General features: G+C 71.6%; 15 protein-coding genes. 5 read left to right on the top strand and 10 right to left on the bottom strand.

All coding sequences use genetic code 11. The features are described 5' to 3' along the window. Window positions 1-68 precede the first annotated feature (68 nt). The 3 genes from ACZ7HQ_RS35565 to ACZ7HQ_RS35555 all read left to right on the top strand — a co-directional run bounded on the left by ACZ7HQ_RS35565 (window position 69) and on the right by ACZ7HQ_RS35555 (window position 3,228). Entirely contained in the window at window positions 69-764 is a 696-nt protein-coding gene (locus ACZ7HQ_RS35565; RefSeq protein WP_470999070.1) for a GntR family transcriptional regulator, read from the top strand. A gap of 48 nt (window positions 765-812) precedes the next feature. Continuing rightward, window positions 813-1,463, top strand: coding sequence for a hypothetical protein (locus tag ACZ7HQ_RS35560; RefSeq protein WP_470999068.1), 651 nt, complete (start codon window positions 813-815; stop codon window positions 1,461-1,463). 82 nt (window positions 1,464-1,545) lie between these two features. Further along, window positions 1,546-3,228, top strand: a complete 1,683-nt coding sequence (locus ACZ7HQ_RS35555) for a hypothetical protein (protein WP_470999066.1) — start codon at window positions 1,546-1,548, stop codon at window positions 3,226-3,228. 45 nt (window positions 3,229-3,273) lie between these two features. Here the strand turns inward: ACZ7HQ_RS35555 and ACZ7HQ_RS35550 are convergent, their stop codons facing one another. The 3 genes from ACZ7HQ_RS35550 to ACZ7HQ_RS35540 all read right to left on the bottom strand — a co-directional run bounded on the left by ACZ7HQ_RS35550 (window position 3,274) and on the right by ACZ7HQ_RS35540 (window position 6,797). Further along, window positions 3,274-5,091: a bifunctional metallophosphatase/5'-nucleotidase gene (locus ACZ7HQ_RS35550; protein WP_470999064.1), complete on the bottom strand. Its 1,818-nt coding sequence runs from the start codon at window positions 5,089-5,091 to the stop codon at window positions 3,274-3,276. 171 nt (window positions 5,092-5,262) lie between these two features. After that, window positions 5,263-5,475, bottom strand: a complete 213-nt coding sequence (locus ACZ7HQ_RS35545) for a hypothetical protein (protein WP_470999062.1) — start codon at window positions 5,473-5,475, stop codon at window positions 5,263-5,265. Window positions 5,476-5,513: 38 nt separating this feature from the next. Then, the gene (locus tag ACZ7HQ_RS35540; protein WP_470999060.1) at window positions 5,514-6,797 is read right to left on the bottom strand and encodes an adenylosuccinate synthase; all 1,284 of its coding nucleotides are present in this window, start codon (window positions 6,795-6,797) and stop codon (window positions 5,514-5,516) included. A gap of 197 nt (window positions 6,798-6,994) precedes the next feature. Here ACZ7HQ_RS35540 and ACZ7HQ_RS35535 point away from each other — a divergent pair, with 197 nt between their 5' ends. Both ACZ7HQ_RS35535 and ACZ7HQ_RS35530 read left to right on the top strand, forming a co-directional pair. Continuing rightward, entirely contained in the window at window positions 6,995-7,831 is an 837-nt protein-coding gene (locus ACZ7HQ_RS35535) for a diacylglycerol kinase (protein ID WP_470999058.1), read from the top strand. 140 nt (window positions 7,832-7,971) lie between these two features. After that, window positions 7,972-9,483, top strand: a complete 1,512-nt coding sequence (locus ACZ7HQ_RS35530; protein ID WP_470999056.1) for an APC family permease — start codon at window positions 7,972-7,974, stop codon at window positions 9,481-9,483. Window positions 9,484-9,513: 30 nt separating this feature from the next. Here ACZ7HQ_RS35530 and ACZ7HQ_RS35525 read toward each other — a convergent pair whose 3' ends face one another. From ACZ7HQ_RS35525 to ACZ7HQ_RS35495, 7 genes are all read right to left on the bottom strand, one after another. Then, window positions 9,514-10,734: a cytochrome P450 gene (locus tag ACZ7HQ_RS35525; protein WP_470999054.1), complete on the bottom strand. Its 1,221-nt coding sequence runs from the start codon at window positions 10,732-10,734 to the stop codon at window positions 9,514-9,516. A gap of 106 nt (window positions 10,735-10,840) precedes the next feature. Then, window positions 10,841-11,506, bottom strand: coding sequence for a response regulator (locus tag ACZ7HQ_RS35520; RefSeq protein ID WP_470999052.1), 666 nt, complete (start codon window positions 11,504-11,506; stop codon window positions 10,841-10,843). Further along, a complete protein-coding gene (locus tag ACZ7HQ_RS35515; RefSeq protein ID WP_470999050.1) occupies window positions 11,503-12,855 on the bottom strand; it encodes a sensor histidine kinase in 1,353 nt (450 codons plus the stop codon). Before ACZ7HQ_RS35515 ends, ACZ7HQ_RS35520 begins: the two co-directional genes overlap by 4 nt. A gap of 112 nt (window positions 12,856-12,967) precedes the next feature. Beyond that, the gene (locus ACZ7HQ_RS35510) at window positions 12,968-13,648 is read right to left on the bottom strand and encodes a response regulator (protein WP_470999048.1); all 681 of its coding nucleotides are present in this window, start codon (window positions 13,646-13,648) and stop codon (window positions 12,968-12,970) included. Beyond that, the gene (locus ACZ7HQ_RS35505) at window positions 13,645-15,057 is read right to left on the bottom strand and encodes a sensor histidine kinase (protein ID WP_470999046.1); all 1,413 of its coding nucleotides are present in this window, start codon (window positions 15,055-15,057) and stop codon (window positions 13,645-13,647) included. The genes ACZ7HQ_RS35510 and ACZ7HQ_RS35505 overlap by 4 nt, the downstream gene beginning before the upstream one ends. 64 nt (window positions 15,058-15,121) lie before the next feature. Beyond that, on the bottom strand, window positions 15,122-16,291 hold the full coding sequence (locus ACZ7HQ_RS35500; RefSeq protein ID WP_470999185.1) for an acyltransferase family protein: 1,170 nt from the start codon (window positions 16,289-16,291) through the stop codon (window positions 15,122-15,124). Window positions 16,292-16,361: 70 nt separating this feature from the next. Beyond that, a complete protein-coding gene (locus tag ACZ7HQ_RS35495) occupies window positions 16,362-17,459 on the bottom strand; it encodes an alpha/beta hydrolase (RefSeq protein ID WP_470999044.1) in 1,098 nt (365 codons plus the stop codon). Window positions 17,460-17,494: the final 35 nt, after the last annotated feature.

Here is a 17,494-nt window from a genome sequence, read left to right as displayed (position 1 = left end):
AGACCGCAGATCACGGATCGCGGGTACGCACGAGCACGTCACCCGACGCGTGAGGAGAGACCCCGCCCATGCCCGGCACCGGCGCCGTGACCCGCAGCACCCTGCGCCAGCAGATCGCGGACGCGCTGCGTGACGAGGTGCTGGCGGGGCGGCTGCGACCGGGCCGGGCGTTCACCGTCAAGGAGATCGCCGAGCAGTACGGCGTCTCCGCCACCCCCGTCCGCGAGGCGCTGGTCGACCTGTCCGCGCAGGGCATCCTGGAGGCCGACCAGCACCGCGGCTTCCGGGTACCGGAGTACTCCGTCAGCGACTACCGCAACATGATCGAGGCCCGCAGCCTGGTCACCGACGGCATGTTCCAGGCCCTGACCACCGGCCACCCGGCGTTCCGCACCCCGCCGCAGGACCCCCGTACGACGGCCGCGCTGACCACGGTGCGCCGGCGCGGCGAGGAGGCCGCACGGGCGGCGGCGGCCGGCGACCTCACGGTCCTCATCGGCTACGACCTCCGCTTCTGGCGCGAGCTGAGCGCCCTGTTCGGCAACCCCTACCTCGGCGACTTCCTCAACCGCCTGCGCGTCCAGTCCTGGGTGTGCGCCGTACAGCACCTGCTGCGCCTGCCCGACCTGCGCGGCCGCCTGTGGGCCGGGCACACGGACCTGGTGGACGCGCTGGCCCGCCGCGAGGCCGAGACCGCCCGCGCGATCGTCGCCGACGCCAACGCCCACTCACTGGCGCTGATGGAACACCTGACCAACGGGTAGGTGACCGGTAGCCTTCCCTGACCACCTTCTGTGTGTGAGGAGCCCTCTTTGGCCTGTGACTTGTGGCTGGTACCGCTCGTGGACGTGTTGTGCCACACCCCGGACAACCCGTTCGCCGAGGAACTCGCGCAGTACAACAACGCACTGGCGGCGGCCGGGCTCCCGCCGGTGCCGGTGTACCAGTACATGCCGGGCCTGTCCGGCGAGGTCGCGCCCGTGGCGGGCTTCGACTACGACGCCCTCCACTTCCTCCGCCGCGCGTACCTCCTGCAGGTCTGCGGACTGCCGGTGACCCCGGTGGACGACCTGGGCGGCGACTACGAACAACTGCTGGAGATGTTCGAGTCCACGGCCCAGCAGTCGCACCTGGTCTGGCACTACGACCACGCGGGCGCGTACGTCCCGGTCGACTTCCCGGACCCGCTCTCGAACGACGAACTCCTCGCGGGCGGCGGCCCGCTCGGCTCCTCCCAGACGCTGCTGCGCGAGCTGGAGTACGTCGCCCCGACGATCGGCATCGACCCGGCCAACCCCCCGGCGGCCCCGGCGCCCCCCGTGGCCCCCACGGAACTGGAGGAACCGGCCGTCCCCGCCCCGTACGACCCCAGTCCCTTCGCCCGCGAACGGCACGTGTGGCTCGGCCTGCACGCGGCGGCGACCCGCTCCCTGGCCCAGGGCTCGATGATCGTCTTCAGCTGACCGCTCCACCGTCGTCACACCTCGGCCACAACTTCCCCACATCATCCGATCATGTGACTGACACACGGTCATCATCGATCAGGTGACGAAGACCTACGTACGAAGAAACGTGACGGCGGTGCTCGCGGCCGCCCTTCTGACCGCCACCGCGGCCACGGCCGCGACCGCGGCCACGCCGCGGTCCGGGGCGACCGCCACGGTGCCCGGCTGCTCCTCGGCCAACGACTCCACGCCCCAGACCGGGGCCCTCCACAGCCTGGCGAACAACCGCGGCGTGGTGGTCCTCACGCTGGACACCAGCCAGAACCGCCTGCCGGCCGACCTGTACGTCGGCCCGTGGACCGTGCCGGTCACCTGGGTGCCCACCGGCGCGCCGAACACCTGGCAGACCGACGGGCCGATCCACCTCGACGCCTTCGGCACCTACTCCGCCTACGTCCTGGCCCCGGCCATCGGCCACCCGGGCATGGACACGCAGCTCAACGGCACGGTGGACTACACCGTCCAGCCGGTCGTGCAGACGGCCCGCACCGACCGGGCCGCGACCGACGTCGACCACCGCACGGTGACCGTCTCCGGCACCGTGCTGGGCCGCGACCCCGGTACCGGGCAGCTGCATCCGTACGCCGGGCGCGCGAGGGTGAGCTGGCAGGACCCGAACGACCCGGAGAACAACACCACGGACACCCCGCTCGCCGCCGACGGCACGTTCAGCACGGCGATCACGGTGGCCGGGGTGACCTCGGTCATGGTGACCGCCGGCCCGGGCACCGCTCCGGCGGCGCAGGTCAAGGGCAGCAGCTACTGCAGGCTGACGCCCTACCTCGCAGCGGTCGGCGGCAGTGTCGCCCTCGCCCCCCGGGCGTCCGCCTCCCCGGTGCGCTCCGGCTCGACGGTCACCGTCTCCGGCACGGCGACCTGGACGGAGAACGTCAGCCCGTACGCGGCGCACCCCCTGCCCGGCCGCACGGTCACGGTGACCTACGACGACGGCGGCGACCAGGTCCCGGCGGCCCGCGCCACCGCGGTGACCGGCGCCGACGGCTCCTACAGCGTGCAGATCGCCGTCAGCCGGCCGGGCACCTTCACGGTCCACACGCCGGCGGAATCCCCCTACCTCACCGACGGCTGGGCCGACGTCGCCCAGCAGGTGCAGATGCCGCTGACCATCAGCGGGTTCAAGGCCACGCTGGGCGCCGACCGCAAGGTCACCGCCGTCGGAGCGCTGGCCCCCACCATGAGCCACTCACCCCGGCCGGGCGGCGAGGCCGTGGACCTGGAGTACTCGGCCGACGGGCACACCGGGTGGAGCCGCGTGGCCACCGGCACGGCCGCGGCCGACGGCTCCTTCACGGTCCACGCGAGCAACCGCACCTCCGGCTGGTACCGCGCGCACCACCGGGCCTCCTCCGCCTACCAGGACCAGGTCACCGGCGCGGTCAGGCAGGCCCGGACCGACAGCCGGGTCATCTCGCTGAAGATCACCCCGCAGCCCGCGACCAAGGGCAGGACCCTCACCGTGACGGGGGTGCTCCAGCACCACACCTCGGCCTGGAAGGCGTACGGCGGCCAGCGGGTCGCCTTGCTGTTCCGGCCGGTGGGCTCCTCCACCTGGACCACCGTGACCACGGCGGTCACCGACAGCACCGGGCGCTTCACCGCCAAGCCGACGGCGAAGCGGGACGGCACCTGGGTGGTCGCCTACGCGGGCAACGGCACCCACTTCGCCGCCCGCTCGGCGGAGGACTTCGTCGACGTCCGCTGAACCACGGCGAGCCGGTGGCCGCCGGGTGCACCCGGCGGCCACCGGTCAGAACACCGGCGTACCCACCTGGGTCAGCTTCCAGTTGGTGACGGCGAAGTCGGCCGGGTCGAGGGTCTTCTTCGCGGTCACGTAGTCGATCATCAGCTGGCGGATCTCGTTGGTCGAGCTGTACCCGATCGGCGCCGAGGCGATGTGCGGGTAGCCGGAACCGCCGTTCGCACGGTAGTTGTTGACCGCCACGACGAAGACCTGGTCGTCGGCGACCGGGGCGCCGTTGTAGGTGAGGTTCTTGATCCGGGACCCCTCCGGCTGGGCGATGTCGATGTCGTAGCCGACGCCCGCGGCCGTGTCGTACATGTAGTCCCAGAAGTTGTTGGCGTTCGTGAGAGTGGCCGTGTCCACCTTCGTGCCGGCCGGGACCTGGTGGTAGTACTTCGCCCCGTACTCCAGGTAGTCCCGAAGCTGGGCGCCCGTCAGCTTCTTGCCGTACAGGGTGTTGTCGTAGATGTAGAGACCGGCGATGTCCTTGATGGTGACGTTGCCCTGGGGGATGTCCGCCGTGCGGGAGAAGGGGGCCGCGACCGAGACCAGGGGGAGCGCCGCGTCCGCCGCCGACAGGCCCGCCTTCACGCTCTCCATCTGGACCTTGTGGATGAAGTCCATGATGGGGACGTCCTTCCAGCAGGAGTCCGCCGCCGACAGGTCCGCCGTACAGGTGCCGACCGCCGTGTTGACGTACTTCACCACCAGCTCGTGGTCGGCCTCCAGGAGCTTCTTGATCTCCGGGTCCTCGTCCACGGTGTTGGGGTTGAGGGTCTGCGCCTTCTTGCTCGTCACCTTCCACTGGCCGTGGTGCAGTTCGAGCTCGAAGTCGAAGACGCTGAGGCGGTAGCCCCAGCAGTACGGCTCGGAGAGCAGGACCTCTTCGCCGGTCTCCGCGTTCTTCACCGTGTAGGACGGGACCTCGACGTGGGTGTGGCCGACCAGGATCGCGTCGATGCCGGGCACCTGCTCGGCGACCAGGTTCGACGCGTTCTCCACGTACGGGAGTTCGTCGCCGTACGAGGAGGAGCCGTCCAGACCCGAGTGGTCGGTGAGGAAGACGACGTCACAGCCGAGCGCGCGCAGGCGCGGCACGTACTTCTTCGCCTGCTCCACCAGGCCCGGGAACACCATCTTCCCGCTGACGTTGTCCTTGTCCCACAGGGCGATTCCGGGGTTGGTGAGGCCCAGGATGCCGACCTTGATGTCGGGCGCGCCGGGGACGCGGATGCGCTTGACCGTGTACGGCTGGAAGGCCGGCCGGAGCGTCTTCGCGTCGAGCGCGTTCGCGCCGAGCAGCGGGAAGTGGCACTGGCTCTCGAACTTGCGCAGCGTCTCGATGCCGTAGTTGAACTCGTGGTTGCCGAGGGCGGCGGCGTCGTAGCGCATGTGGTTCATGGCCACGGCCATCGGGTGCCTGGGGCCCTTCTTGCCGTCGGTGCCCGTGATCGGGTCGACGCGGGCGAAGTAGTAGGCGAGCGAGGTGCCCTGGATGATGTCGCCGGCGTCGACGAGGAGGACGTGGTCCTCGCCCTTCGCCTCGCGCTGCTGCTTGATGAGGGTGGCCACGCGCGCGACACCGACCGAGTTGCCGGCCTTGTCGCTGTAGGCGGCGTCCTTGTAGTAGTCCCAGTCGAAGACGTGGCTGTGCAGGTCGGTCGTGCCGAGGATGGAGAACGACCAGGTGCGGGGGTGGCAGTCCGGCTTCTGCCCGGCCGCCTGCGCGGGAGCCGCCGCGACGGTCCCCGCAGCGGCGACGGCCGCACCGGTGACGGCCGACTTCTTCACGAACTCCCGGCGGTTCATGGGACTGAGGGGCATTCAAGGCTCCTGGAGGGGCTGGGGTGAGGAGGTTCTGTGCGCGTGCCGTGCGGAGGCTACCCGCGTAGATCGTGCTCGTGCCCGCCAGTGCCGGGAACCAGGAAAAGGTCATGCCCAGGTCAAGGATGGGTCAGTATGCCGCTTACGGGAACAGTGGGAGAACAGTTGGTGTCAGAGCCGGCCGATGAGCCTGATCTCCGGCGGCCACAGCACCTTGCTCGCCATCAGCAGCGAGGGCCCGAGGTGCACCGGGCAGACGCGGAGCGGGGGCAGCTGGTAGCGGGCGACCTCGAAGACCGCCGGGTCCGAGCAGTCCGTGCCGTCGGCCAGGTCGCCTTCACCGCCGTACGGTCCCCGGCACCGTGCGTTCCGGTGGACGCTCATACCTCGATTGTCCACCGGAACACACGGTCGTGGATCCCCTACAGGAACGAGTTGATCTCGATCGTCTCGTCCCGGCCCGGGCCCACGCCGATCGCGGAGATCGGGGCGCCGGACATCTCCTCCAGCGCCTTGACGTAGTTCTGGGCGTTCTTCGGCAGGTCGGAGAAGGTCTTCGCCTTGGTGATGTCCTCGGACCAGCCGGGCAGCGTCTCGTACACCGGCTTCGCGTGGTGGAAGTCGGTCTGGGAGTACGGCAGTTCCTCGACGCGCCTGCCGTCGATCTCGTACGCCACGCAGACCGGGATCTCCTCCCAGCCGGTCAGGACGTCCAGCTTGGTGAGGAAGAAGTCGGTCAGGCCGTTCACCCGGGTCGCGTACCGGGCGATCACCGCGTCGAACCAGCCGCAGCGACGGTCACGGCCGGTGGTCACGCCCCGCTCGCCGCCGATCCGGCGCAGCGCGTCGCCGTCCTCGTCGAACAGCTCGGTCGGGAAGGGGCCGGCGCCGACGCGGGTCGTGTAGGCCTTGAGGATGCCGATGACCCGGCTGATCTTCGTCGGTCCGACGCCGGCGCCGGTGCAGGCACCGCCCGCGGTGGGGTTGCTGGACGTCACGAAGGGGTACGTGCCGTGGTCGATGTCCAGCAGCGTGCCCTGGCCGCCCTCGAACAGGACGACCTTGTCGTCCTCCAGGGCCTGGTTCAGGATCAGCACGGTGTCGGCGACGTACGGCCTGATCTGCTCGGCGTAGCCCAGCAGCTCCTCGACCACCTGGTTCACGGCGATCGCGCGCCGGTTGTACAGCTTGGTGAGGATCTGGTTCTTGACGTCGAGGGCCGCCTCGACCTTCTGGGTGAGGATCGACTCGTCGTAGAGGTCCTGGACCCGGATGCCGACGCGGTTGATCTTGTCGGCGTAGGTCGGGCCGATGCCCCGGCCGGTGGTGCCGATCTTGCGCTTGCCGAGGAAGCGTTCCGTCACCTTGTCGACGGTCACGTTGTACGGCGTGATGATGTGCGCGTTACCGCTGATCATGAGCTTGGACGTGTCGACGCCACGCTCGTTCAGACCGCTCAGCTCGGAGAGCAGGACCGACGGGTCGACGACGACGCCGTTTCCGATGACCGGCGTACAACCGGGAGACAGGATTCCGGAAGGGAGCAGGTGGAGTGCGTACTTCTGGTCGCCGACGACGACCGTGTGGCCGGCGTTGTTGCCGCCCTGGTATCGCACTACATAGTCCACCGAGCCACCGAGCAGGTCGGTCGCCTTTCCCTTGCCTTCGTCACCCCACTGAGCACCGAGCAGCACAAGTGCGGGCACGCGCGTACACCCCTTCCGGGCGGGGCATGTCCATGGTCGGGGGCGTGGGCGTAAGGTTCACCGCCGCGTGCCACAGCGACCGCCGTTGGTCGCACAACCGTCGGACCGGATGCCCCGGAATAGACGAAGCCCCTGGCGCAATAGCGCAAGGGGCTCTTGCACAAAGATGCTACCCGAGGAAGCGAGGCAGGACCGAGGTGGCGACTTTCGCGACGTCCGATCAGCTGCTGGTGATCATCGATCCGGCGGCACGGCAGGCGGACGGGGAGTCCGTACGCATCGCGAAAGACGTGCTCAGCGCGGGTGCGGCCGCCAAGGTGTGCCTGCCGGACGGGCCGGACGAATTCGCCCGCGCGCTGGGCCGGCGGGGGTCCAGACGGCCGGTGGTCGTGGGTGACGACCACGCGCTGGTGCGGGCGGTGACCCTGCTGCACCGGCAGCGGGAACTGGCCGGATGCGCGCTGTCGGTGGTCCCGGTGGGTGAGACGTCCGTCGCCCGGTCCCTGGGCGTGCCGGGCGGGGCCGTGGCGGCGGCGCGCGCGGTCCTGGAGGGGGCGGAGCGGCGCCTGAACCTGCTGGTCGACGACAGCGACGGGGTCGTCCTGGGCGCGCTGGGCATTCCGCCCGAGCCGGTTCGGGCGGCCGCCGCCGCGCCGGTGCCGGTCGGTTCCGGCCGGACCTGGTACCGCTCCCTGGTCCGCACCCTGGCCCCGCGCCCGGCCCGGCTGCCCGCCGTGCCCTCGCCCGGCCCCTCCCGCCTCCGGGTGGAGGTCGACGGCGAGACGGTCGTGGACCTGGGCCAGCCGGTGGAGGCGGTGTCGGTGGCGCCGGGCACGGGCGCGATGGCCGAGGTGGAGGTGCGACCGCTGTCGGTGGGCGCGGAGGCGACGCCGCTCAGAACGTCCGGACGGACGGTGACGGTGGTCGGCGCGGACTTCCGCTACCGGGCGGACGCGGCGGTGGCGGGGCCGGTACGGCGGCGCACCTGGCGGGTGCTGGAGGACGCCTGGGGCCTGGTGCTGCCCCCGGCGTAAGGCCCCACCCGAACCCACTCAATGGTCTGGTGACAAATATTTAACCGCGTCGACCCCTTCCCGTGCCCCCCTGTCGTCCACCATCCTGCTCCATCAGGACCCACCAGGACTCAGGGACGCGACACGGAGGGGGCCACCCGATGGCAGTGGACGAGGGCGTTGCCCCGGCGGCGGGCACGGCGGACGACGAAGCGGTTCACCGGCTGAAACCGAACGCCGTGGGCCTGCTCGGGGTGGTGTTCATGGCCGTCGCCACCGCCGCGCCGATCACCGCCATGACCGGCAACGTGCCGTTCATGGTGTCGGCCGGCAACGGGATCGGGGCGCCCGCGAGCTATCTCGTCGCAATGGTCGTCCTGGCGATCTTTTCCGTGGGTTTCACGTCGATGGCGAAGCACATCACGTCCACCGGCGCCTTCTACGGATTCATCTCCTACGGGCTCGGGCGCACCGCCGGTCTCGCCTCCGGGCTGCTCGCGACCTTCGCGTACGTCGTCTTCGAGCCGGCCCTGATCGGAATCTTCTCCACCTTCGCGACGACGACCCTGAAGGACCAGACGGGCCTGCACGTGCCCTGGTGGGCCTTCGCGGTCCTGATGCTCGCGATCAACGCGACCGGCACCTGGTTCGGGGTCAGCGTCGCCGAGAAACTGCTGGTGGCGCTGCTGGCGACCGAGGTGACCGTGCTGGCGGCCATGGCGGTGTCCGTCGCCTTCCACGGCGGCGGACCGCACGGGTTCACCTTCGCGCCGGTCGACCCGGTCAACGCCTTCAAGGGCACCTCCGCCGGGCTCGGGCTCTTCTTCGCCTTCTGGTCCTGGGTCGGCTTCGAGTCGACCGCGATGTACGGCGAGGAGTCCCGCGACCCGAAGAAGATCATCCCGAAGGCGACGATGATCAGCGTCCTGGGCGTCGGCGTCTTCTACATCTTCGTCTCCTGGATGGCCATCATCGGCAACGGCGAGACCGAGGCAGTGAAGGCGGCCTCCTCCGCGAACCCCCTCGCGATGTTCTTCAACCCCACCGAGCGCTATGTCGGCCACTGGGCGGTCGACGTCATGCAGTGGCTGATGATCACCGGCTCGCTGGCCTGCGGCATGGCCTTCCACAACTGCGCCGCCCGCTATCTGTACGCGCTGGGCAGGGAGGGCGTGCTGCCGTCACTGAAGAACACCGTCGGCCGCACCCACGCCCGGCACGGCTCCCCGCACATCGCCGGCCTGGTGCAGACGGTGGTGAGCGCCGTGCTGATCGCCGCGTTCTGGATCGCGGGCAAGGACCCGTACACGGGCACGTACGTGCTGCTCGCCATCCTCGGCACCATGGCCATTCTGGTCGTCCAGGCGGTGTGCTCCTTCGCGGTGCTCGCGTACTTCCGCTCCCACCACCCCGACAGCCGCCACTGGTTCCGCACCTTCACCGCGCCGCTCGTGGGGGGTGTGGCGATGCTCGCCGTCGTGGTGCTGCTGGTGTCCAACATGGGTGCGGCGGCCGGGCCGGAGTCCGGATCGATCGTGCTGAAGGCGACACCGTGGCTGGTCGCCCTGGTCGCGGCGACCGGCGTGGGCTACGCCCAGTACCTCAAGCGGCGCTCTCCCGAGCGGTACGCGCTGCTGGGGCGGACCGTGCTGGAGGAGACCAAGGAACGCTGAGGGTGCCCCGGGGTCCTCGCCGTCGCATGGTCAGGCCACCGTGACGCTCAGCCCCTCCAGTCCCCGGATCACGAAGTTCGGCTTGCGCACCGGCTCCGCCGCCAGACTCAGCGTCGGAGCCTGCTGGAGGAGGGCCCTCATGGAAGCCGCCAGCTCGATACGGGCCAGGGGCGCGCCGATGCAGTAGTGGATGCCCGCGCTGAAGGAGATGTGCGGGTTGTCCTCGCGGGTGAGGTCCAGCCGGTCCGGGCCGGGGAAGACCGCCGGGTCGCGGTTGGCGGAACCGAAGAGCATGGCGATCTCCGCGCCCCTCGGGATGGTCGTGCCGTCGATCTCGATGTCGTCCAGCACCCAGCGTTCGAAGAGCTGGAGCGGGGTGTCGTAGCGCATCAGCTCCTCGATCGCCGTGGGGACGAGGGAGTGGTCGGCGCGCAGGGCGGCCAGCTGGCCGGGGTTGCGGAACAGCGCGCACCAGCCGTTCACCGTGGCGTTGACCGTGGCCTCGTGCCCCGCGTTGAGCAGCAGCACCGCTGTGGAGATCATCTCCTGCTCGGTCAGCCGGTCGTCCTCGTCGTGCGCCGCGATCAGCCCGGAGATCAGATCCTCCCCCGGCTCCTTGCGGCGGGCCGCGATCAGCTCGCGCAGGCACTCCGAGAACTCCACCGACGCCCGCACCGCCCGCGCCGCCGTCTCCTCGGACGGATTGAGTTCGTACATGCCGCAGATGTCCGCCGACCACGGCCGCAGCTGCGCACGGTCCCCCTCCGGGATGCCGAGCATCTCGGCGATCACCGCCACCGGCAGCGGCTCGGCCACGTCGGTCAGCAGATCACCGCCGCCCTCGTGGACGAGCGCGGCCACCAGGTCGCTCGCCAGGCCGTCGACGTACGGCCTGAGCCGCTCCACCGTGCGCGGCGTGAACGCCTTCGACACCAGGCGCCGGATCCGGGTGTGGTCCGGTGGCTCCAGATCGAGCATCCCGTGGTCGTTGAGCGTGTGGAACGGCTCGTGCTCCGGCGGGGGCGGGGTCCGCCCGAACTCCTCGTGCGAGAACCGGTGCTGATACGTCCGCCCCAGCCGGCGGTCCCGCAGCAGCGCCGAGACGTCCGCGTGGTGCGGCACCAGCCACTGATCGGTCGGCTCGTACCGGATCACCCGGCCACGGGCGCGCAGCTCGGCGTAGGCCGGGTACGGGTCGGCGACGAACGCCGGGTCCCAGGGGTCGAAGGTCGGATCACCGGAGCCGGACATGCGGGGACGCTAACCCGCCGTACCCGTGTCTGACCAGGGGGCTCCGCCGACGAGTGTCCACCGGCGAAGACGGACGTGGCCCGCGGCGGCAGGACCCGGCATGCGGTCAGCCCGGCGTCACCAGGCGGGCCTCGTAGGCGAAGACCGCTGCCTGGGTGCGGTCCCTGAGGCCCAGCTTCACCAGGATGCGGCTCACATGGGTCTTGATCGTCGACTCCGCCACCACCAGACGCCCGGCGATCTCCGCGTTCGACAGGCCCTGGGCGATCAGGACCAGGACCTCCGTCTCCCGTTCCGTCAGCTCGCCGTAGGCGCCCTGGGCCGCCGGCATCAGGCGAGGGGTGTCCGACATCCGGGAGAACTCCGTGATCAGACGCTTGGTGACCGAGGGGGCGAGAAGCGCCTCACCGGCCGCCACCACCCGTACCCCGTCGGCCAGTTGGCGGGCCGAGGCGTCCTTCAGGAGGAAGCCGGAGGCTCCCGCGCGCAGGGCCTGGTACACGTACTCGTCCAGGTCGAAGGTCGTCAGGACCAGCACTTTCGCCGCCGCGTCCGCCGCCACGATCTCCCGGGTCGCCTCGATGCCGTTCAGCTCGGGCATGCGGATGTCCATCAGGACGACGTCGGGGGTCAGTTCACGGACCCGTGCCACCGCCTCCCTTCCGTTGACGGCCTCGCCGACGACCTCGATGTCCGGCATCGCGTTCAGCAGCACCGAGAAGCCCTCGCGGACCATCATCTGGTCGTCCGCGATCAGTACGCGGATGGTCATTCCTCACCCTCGATCGCCGTGCCGGCGGCCGGAACGGGCAGGAACACCGTCACCTCATAACCGCCGTCCTCCGTCGGGGCCGTCGTCATCTCGCCGTTCAGCATGGAGACACGCTCCCGCATGCCGGTGATGCCGTGCCCGGCGCCCGGGGAGGGCTTTATCAGGTGCGGGGCGGGCGGCGGGCCGTTGACTATGCGCAGGCCCAGGCCGCCGAGGACGTAACCGATCTCCACACGGGCGCTCGCTCCCGGCGCGTGCCGCAGGGTGTTGCTGAGGGCCTCCTGGACCATCCGGTACGCCGACAGCTCCACGCCCTGCGGCAGTTCGCGCACCGCGCCGGTCACCGCCTTGTCCACCGTGAGACCGGCCTTCCGCACATTGGCGAGCAGCCCGTCCAGGTCGGCCAGGGTCGGCTGCGGGGCGTCCGGGGCCGCGTAATCCTCGGCGCGGACCACTCCGAGGACCCGGCGCAGCTCGGTGAGGGCCGCCACCGCGTTCTCCCGGATGGTGGCGAACGCCTTCTCCAGCTCCTCCGGCGGGTTCTCCACCCGATAGGGCGCGGCCTCCGCCTGGATGGCGACCACCGACATGTGGTGGGCGACCACGTCGTGCAGTTCGCGGGCGATGGTCGTGCGCTCCTCCAGGAGGGTGCGGCGGGAGCGTTCGTGCTCGGTGACCGTCTGCTGGGCGGTCACCTCCCGCTGGGCCTGACGGCGTATGTGCCGGATCGTGACGGCCAGCAGGATGAGCGCGGAGAGCAACAGCATGGGGCCCACATCGGTGTCGTAGTGCTGCCAGCCGAAGAGCGCGTCGGCCCAGAAGCCGTACACCGCGGTCAGCAGCCACATCCAGCCCGCCGTGCGCGGGCGGGTGCGGGCCGCCACGACGGTGAGCACCACCAGGTGGGAGATGAGGCTGCTCGGCAGCCAGGGCCAGGTGTCCCAGCTGGTGCCGGTGATCGCCGTGGCCGTCGTCGCGACGAACGACAGCCAGAACGCCCCCACCGGACGCACCAGGGTCAGCAGCACCGGGATCAGCGCCAGCAGCGCGAGCAGCAGGGCACCGAGCCCGGGACCGCCGTCCGCGAGGCCGACCAGCGCCGCCAGTACGCCCGCTGCCGCCACCGTCGCATGCGGGGCCCAGGCCGCGCGCTGCCTCATGCGGGCCGGCAGCCGGCGGGCGAGCGGGCCGTCCACGGAGGCGGGGGGCATCGGCCGGTAGGCGAAAGCGCCCTGGAAGAGGTCCTGCCACAGCCCGCGCAAAGCGTCCGCGGCCAGCCGGAACTCCGGGCTGCGCGGCCGGCCGGCCGGGCCCGGCGGTGTCGTCTGCGTGTGCGTCGTCTGGGTCACGTACGCAACGGTAGGCGGGGGCGGGGGTCCCGGTCGTCACCTTGCGGAGGGGTCCTCGGGGGTCCCTCTCAGGTACTACGGGTCTGCAGGGGGCGGGCGGGACCCTGCGGTCTCAGCGGCCGCCGGGGCGGACCAGGCCGGACTCGTAGGCGAAGACCGCCGCCTGGGTGCGGTCGCGCAGGCCCAGTTTCACCAGGATCCGGCCCACGTGCGTCTTCACGGTCTGCTCGGCCACGACCAGCCGTTCGGCGATCTCCGCGTTCGACAGCCCCTGCGCGATCAGCGCCAGGACCTCCGTCTCCCGTTCGGTGAGGTCACCCACGCGCTGCTTGAGAGGGGCCCGGGGGCTGCCGTCCAGGCGGGAGAACTCGGCGATGAGGCGCCGGGTGATGCCGGGCGCGAGCAGGGCGTCGCCGGCGGCCACGACCCGTACCGCCTCGGCCAGTTTCTCCGCGGAGGCGTCCTTGAGCAGAAAGCCGGAGGCCCCGGCCCGCAGCGCCTCGTACACGTACTCGTCCAGGTCGAACGTGGTCAGCACCAGGACCTTGACGGCGGGATGGTCGACGGTGATCAGGCGGGTGGCGTCGATACCGCCGAGTTCCGGCATCCGGATGTCCATCAGCACCACGTCCGGGGCCAGTTCCGCAGTCCGGGCGATCGCGTCGCGCCCATCCACCGCCTGCCCGACCACCTCGATACCGGGCTGGGTGTTGAGCAGCACGGTGAAGCCCTGCCGGACCATCTCCTGGTCGTCGGCGATGAGTACGCGGATGGTGCCGGCGCCACTCGTCATGGGGTCTGTTCTCCTGTCGGGGACGGATCGGCCGGGGGCGGGTTGGGCGGGGGCGGGGGGCCGCCGCGGGGGAGGGACGCCGTCACCATGAAGCCGCCGTGCCGGGTCGGCTTCGCCTCGACGCTTCCGCCCAGCATCGCCGCGCGCTCCCGCATGCCCAGCAGGCCGTGACCGCTGCCGGGGGACGGCTGGACCGGACGGCTGGGGCGGGAGTTGGTGATGCTCAGGTATATGCCGTGGGGGAAGTGGGCGATGTCCACCCGGACCTTCGCCCCCGGCGCGTGCCGCAGGACGTTGCTCAGCGCCTCCTGGACGATCCGGTACGCGGACAGCTCCACCCCGGGCGGGTAGCCACGGGGGTCGCCCTCCTCGGCCTTCACGACGTCCACGCCGGCCGCTCTGGTGTTCTCGAGCAGGGCGTCCAGACGGGAGAGGTTCGGCTGCGGGGCATCCGGGGCCGCGCCGGTGCCGGGGGCGGGCAGGAGGGGCGCGTCCTCGGCGGACCCCGGATCGTCCGGGGTCTCGGAACGCAGGACGCCGAGCACACGGCGCAGCTCGGTCAGGGCCTCCAGGGCGTTGTTGCGGATGCCCGCGAGGTTCTCCTTCAGCTCCGGCGTGGGGTTCTCCACCAGGTGCGGAGCCACCTGGGCCTGGATGGAGATCACCGACATGTGGTGGGCCACCACGTCGTGCAGCTCGCGCGCGATACGGCTGCGCTCCTCCAGGAGCGTGCGGCGGGCCCGCTCCTCGGCGGTGATCGTCGTCTGCTGGACCAGTTCGGTACGGGCCTCGCTGCGGCCGCGCAGAGCTGCGCCGATGACGGCGGCTACGGCGAACAGACCGACGGCTGCGTTCCCCGTCGGGGAGTAGCGCGCCGCTCCTATGACGCCTTCGATGACCACGGTGACCAGGGCGGTGGCGCCGAGTGCGGCAACGGTGCCGCGGACGCGGACGCGCAGGGCGAGCAGCAGCAGCACGGCCATGTGGGCCAGCAGAACCGGCGTGGACCAAGGCCAGTTGGGGCCGGACAGCCGAAGCAGGGGCGCTAGCAGCTGCTGCCGGGCGAGCAGTGCGGTGACGGTGGCGCCTGCCAGCGACAGGGCCCAGCCGGGGACGGGGCGCCACAGGGCCAGGACCATGGCGGCGGCCTGGAGGGAGGTGCACAGAACGGAGACGCCGAAGGTGAGGCCGTAGGTGCCGGACAGTTCTTCGGCGCCGGCTCCGACGATGGCCAGCGCCGCGTAGAAGGTCAGCAGGTAGGTGAGGAGACGGAGCCAGCGGTACTTCGAGAACGGGGGTGACTGGGAGGACGGGTTCTCGCCCAGCCAGGCGCGGACGCGGCGGGCACGGGACGGAGTGGCCGGGCCGGGCTCGTCCTCGGCCGGGATCGGGGAGGTAGGTGAGGTCACGGGCGGGGCGTCGCCGGGTTGGCCGGCCGGGTTTCCGGGTTCCGCGGACATCACGGACGTAACTCTAGGCATGGTGCGGGGACCTCGCTGGCGGTACATGGCGTCGGACCACGTGCGACCTACGGTTTCGGGGGCGGCGGGGGCCCTGCTCGTGGTGCCGGAAGGCCGTCCAGCACAGGGCCAGGGCCAGGGCGAAGACCGGGAGCCAGAGCAGGCGGGACGCCACCCAGGAGACGGAGTCCGGTGAGGTGTGCAGGCCGGGCAGGCGACCGGCCAGGAGGCCCGTCGCCGTGGTGGCCATCATGGCCGTCTGGTGCCAGAGGAAGATGGTCATCGCGGAGAGGTTGACGAAGGCGGTCGCCGCCCAGACCAGGGGCCGGGCCATGGCGCGGCGCAGGCGGTCGCGGAGCAGGAGGGCGAGGCCGCACTGGGCCAGGCCGAAGGTGACGGCCGCGAGCGTCGGGGGGTTGAGGTTGGACACCGCCGCGCCGGGGACGCCGACCATGGACGCCGGGTAACCCGCGCAGCTGACGAGCAGGGCCGTGGCCGCCGTACCGCCGAGCAGCAGGGTCCAGGCCGAGCGGCGGCTGTTCAGCTCGCCCCGCGCCCAGGCGGCACCCAGCGTGTAGGGGACCAGCCAGCCCGCCGGCAGGTTCAGCCAGCCGAGCCAGGACGGGCCGAGGTGCAGGCCGAAGCGGAGGACGTCCACGTGCAGGACGACGGCGAGCGGCCAGAGGGGGTTGAGGCGCGCGACGAGGGGGGTGACGGCCGTGAGCGCGGCGAAGACCAGGAGGAACCACAGCGGGGACAGCGCCAGCTTGAGCAGCGTGTAGATCGTGGACAGGGGTGTGCCGGTGAGGAGGAGGGTCACGGCCGCCACCGACCACAGGCCGAGCAACGCGGCCACCGGGCGCAGAAGACGGGTCAGGCGGGCGCGCAGCCAGGACGCGTAGGTGTCGCCTCTGTCGCGGGCCGAGGCCCTGCTGCGCGTCGCCACATGGCCGCCCACCAGGAAGAACACGGCCAGTGTCTGGAAGAGCCAGGAGACCGGGGCCAGCCAGGGCATGTGCTGCAGCGGGCTCGCCGTGTGCAGACCGCCGTCCTGTGCGACCAGCGCGGTGACCAGCCAGTGGCCGAGGACGACACCGAGGATCGCGAGGGCGCGCAGGGCGTCGATCGCACGGTCACGGGACACGGGGGTGGCGCTGTCGATCCGGTGGGCGGCGCGGCGCAGGACGTGGAGGGCGGTGGGCAGCGCGGTGCGCGGGGGGTGGAGGACGGTGCGGCGGGTGTGTGCGGGCTGCTCAGGCACGGGTCACCTCCGAGGTCTCGCCTAGGGCGATCCGGGCCAGGTTGGCGAGGGAGGCCGAGCCCGGGGTGAAGTAGCCGCTGTGGTCGGCGCCGGCCGCGTCGAAGACCCGGGCGCCGAAGGCGCGGGAGAGGGGGTCGGTGCCGAGGCCGAGGGTGGTGCCGAAGAGCTGGACGCGGACGTGCGGAACGTGCTCCACCCAGTCGGCGCTGCCCCGGGCCGCCCAGACGCGGGCGCGGGTGTGCAGGGCTGCGGCCGAGTCCGCGCCGGTGCCGGGGCTGCCGACCAGGGCGATGTCGTCCGCGTCCAGACCGGGGGCGGCGCGGCCGCAGACGACCGAGCCGTAGGAGTGGCAGAGCAGGGAGACGTGCGTGTGGGCCGGCGTCGCCGCGCGTATGTGGCGGACGAAGGCGCGCAGATGCGGGGCCGCTTCGTCGGCGCGGGCCGGCGTGGCCACCGTGGTGCTGACGGTGGCCGGGGTCTCGTAGCCGAGCCAGGCGATGACGGCGACGCGGGTGGGGTGGGGGGCGCGGTGGGTGAGGTCCGCGTAGAGGGCCGTGGCCGCCCGGTGGAAGCGGGCGTAGGTGTCCAGGGAGGTGTCCGAGCCGGGGACCAGGATCGCGATGTGGTCGGCGTGGGCGAGGTCGCCGAGGACCTCTGTGGCCTGGCCTGCGCCTCGGCCGTCGAAGGTGAGGAGGTGGCGGGACGGGGAGGCGAGGGCCTGGTCGGCGGTGGCGCGGTGGGCGTCGCCGTGGGCGGCGGCCATGTGGGCGGCCCGGGTGGCGTCGGCTCGGTTGGTCTCGTAGGTGGTGGGGAGGGTGGCCGCGGTGAGCGGGGGGAGCGTGGCGGGCGCGGGGGCGGGGATCTGGGGGCGGGCGGCGCCGGCGAGGGGGGCGGCTATGGCTGCGGTGAGGAGGGTGGCGAGGAGGGTGCGCAGCCATTTTCTTGGGCGGTGGGAGGGGTGGGCGCCGTCGGGGCCCGGGTGCGGGTTCGTGCGTGGGCCCCCGGCCTCCGGCCGGGTTCGAGGCGACTGCGGGATGCCGGGAAGGTGGGTCTGGGTCTCGGTCGAGGTCGGGTGGTCGGCGGGCCCCATGGGCGGGTTCCTCTCAGATCGCCCGGCCATCGGGC

The organism is Streptomyces sp. NPDC037290 (assembly GCF_055603245.1).
The sequence above is the reverse complement of the archived record's forward strand: the minus strand, read 5'-3'. Positions and strand labels throughout refer to the sequence as shown.

Bases quoted from the DNA above. Each gene is read 5' to 3' on its own strand.
- ACZ7HQ_RS35530 (WP_470999056.1), top strand. From the start codon at position 7,972: ATGGCAGTGGACGAGGGCGTTGCCCCGGCGGCGGGCACGGCGGACGAC.
- ACZ7HQ_RS35510 (WP_470999048.1), bottom strand. From the start codon at position 13,648: ATGACGAGTGGCGCCGGCACCATCCGCGTACTCATCGCCGACGACCAG.
- ACZ7HQ_RS35520 (WP_470999052.1), bottom strand. From the start codon at position 11,506: ATGACCATCCGCGTACTGATCGCGGACGACCAGATGATGGTCCGCGAG.
- ACZ7HQ_RS35550 (WP_470999064.1), bottom strand. From the start codon at position 5,091: ATGCCCCTCAGTCCCATGAACCGCCGGGAGTTCGTGAAGAAGTCGGCC.
- ACZ7HQ_RS35525 (WP_470999054.1), bottom strand. From the start codon at position 10,734: ATGTCCGGCTCCGGTGATCCGACCTTCGACCCCTGGGACCCGGCGTTC.
- ACZ7HQ_RS35545 (WP_470999062.1), bottom strand. From the start codon at position 5,475: ATGAGCGTCCACCGGAACGCACGGTGCCGGGGACCGTACGGCGGTGAA.
- ACZ7HQ_RS35495 (WP_470999044.1), bottom strand. From the start codon at position 17,459: ATGGGGCCCGCCGACCACCCGACCTCGACCGAGACCCAGACCCACCTT.
- ACZ7HQ_RS35565 (WP_470999070.1), top strand. From the start codon at position 69: ATGCCCGGCACCGGCGCCGTGACCCGCAGCACCCTGCGCCAGCAGATC.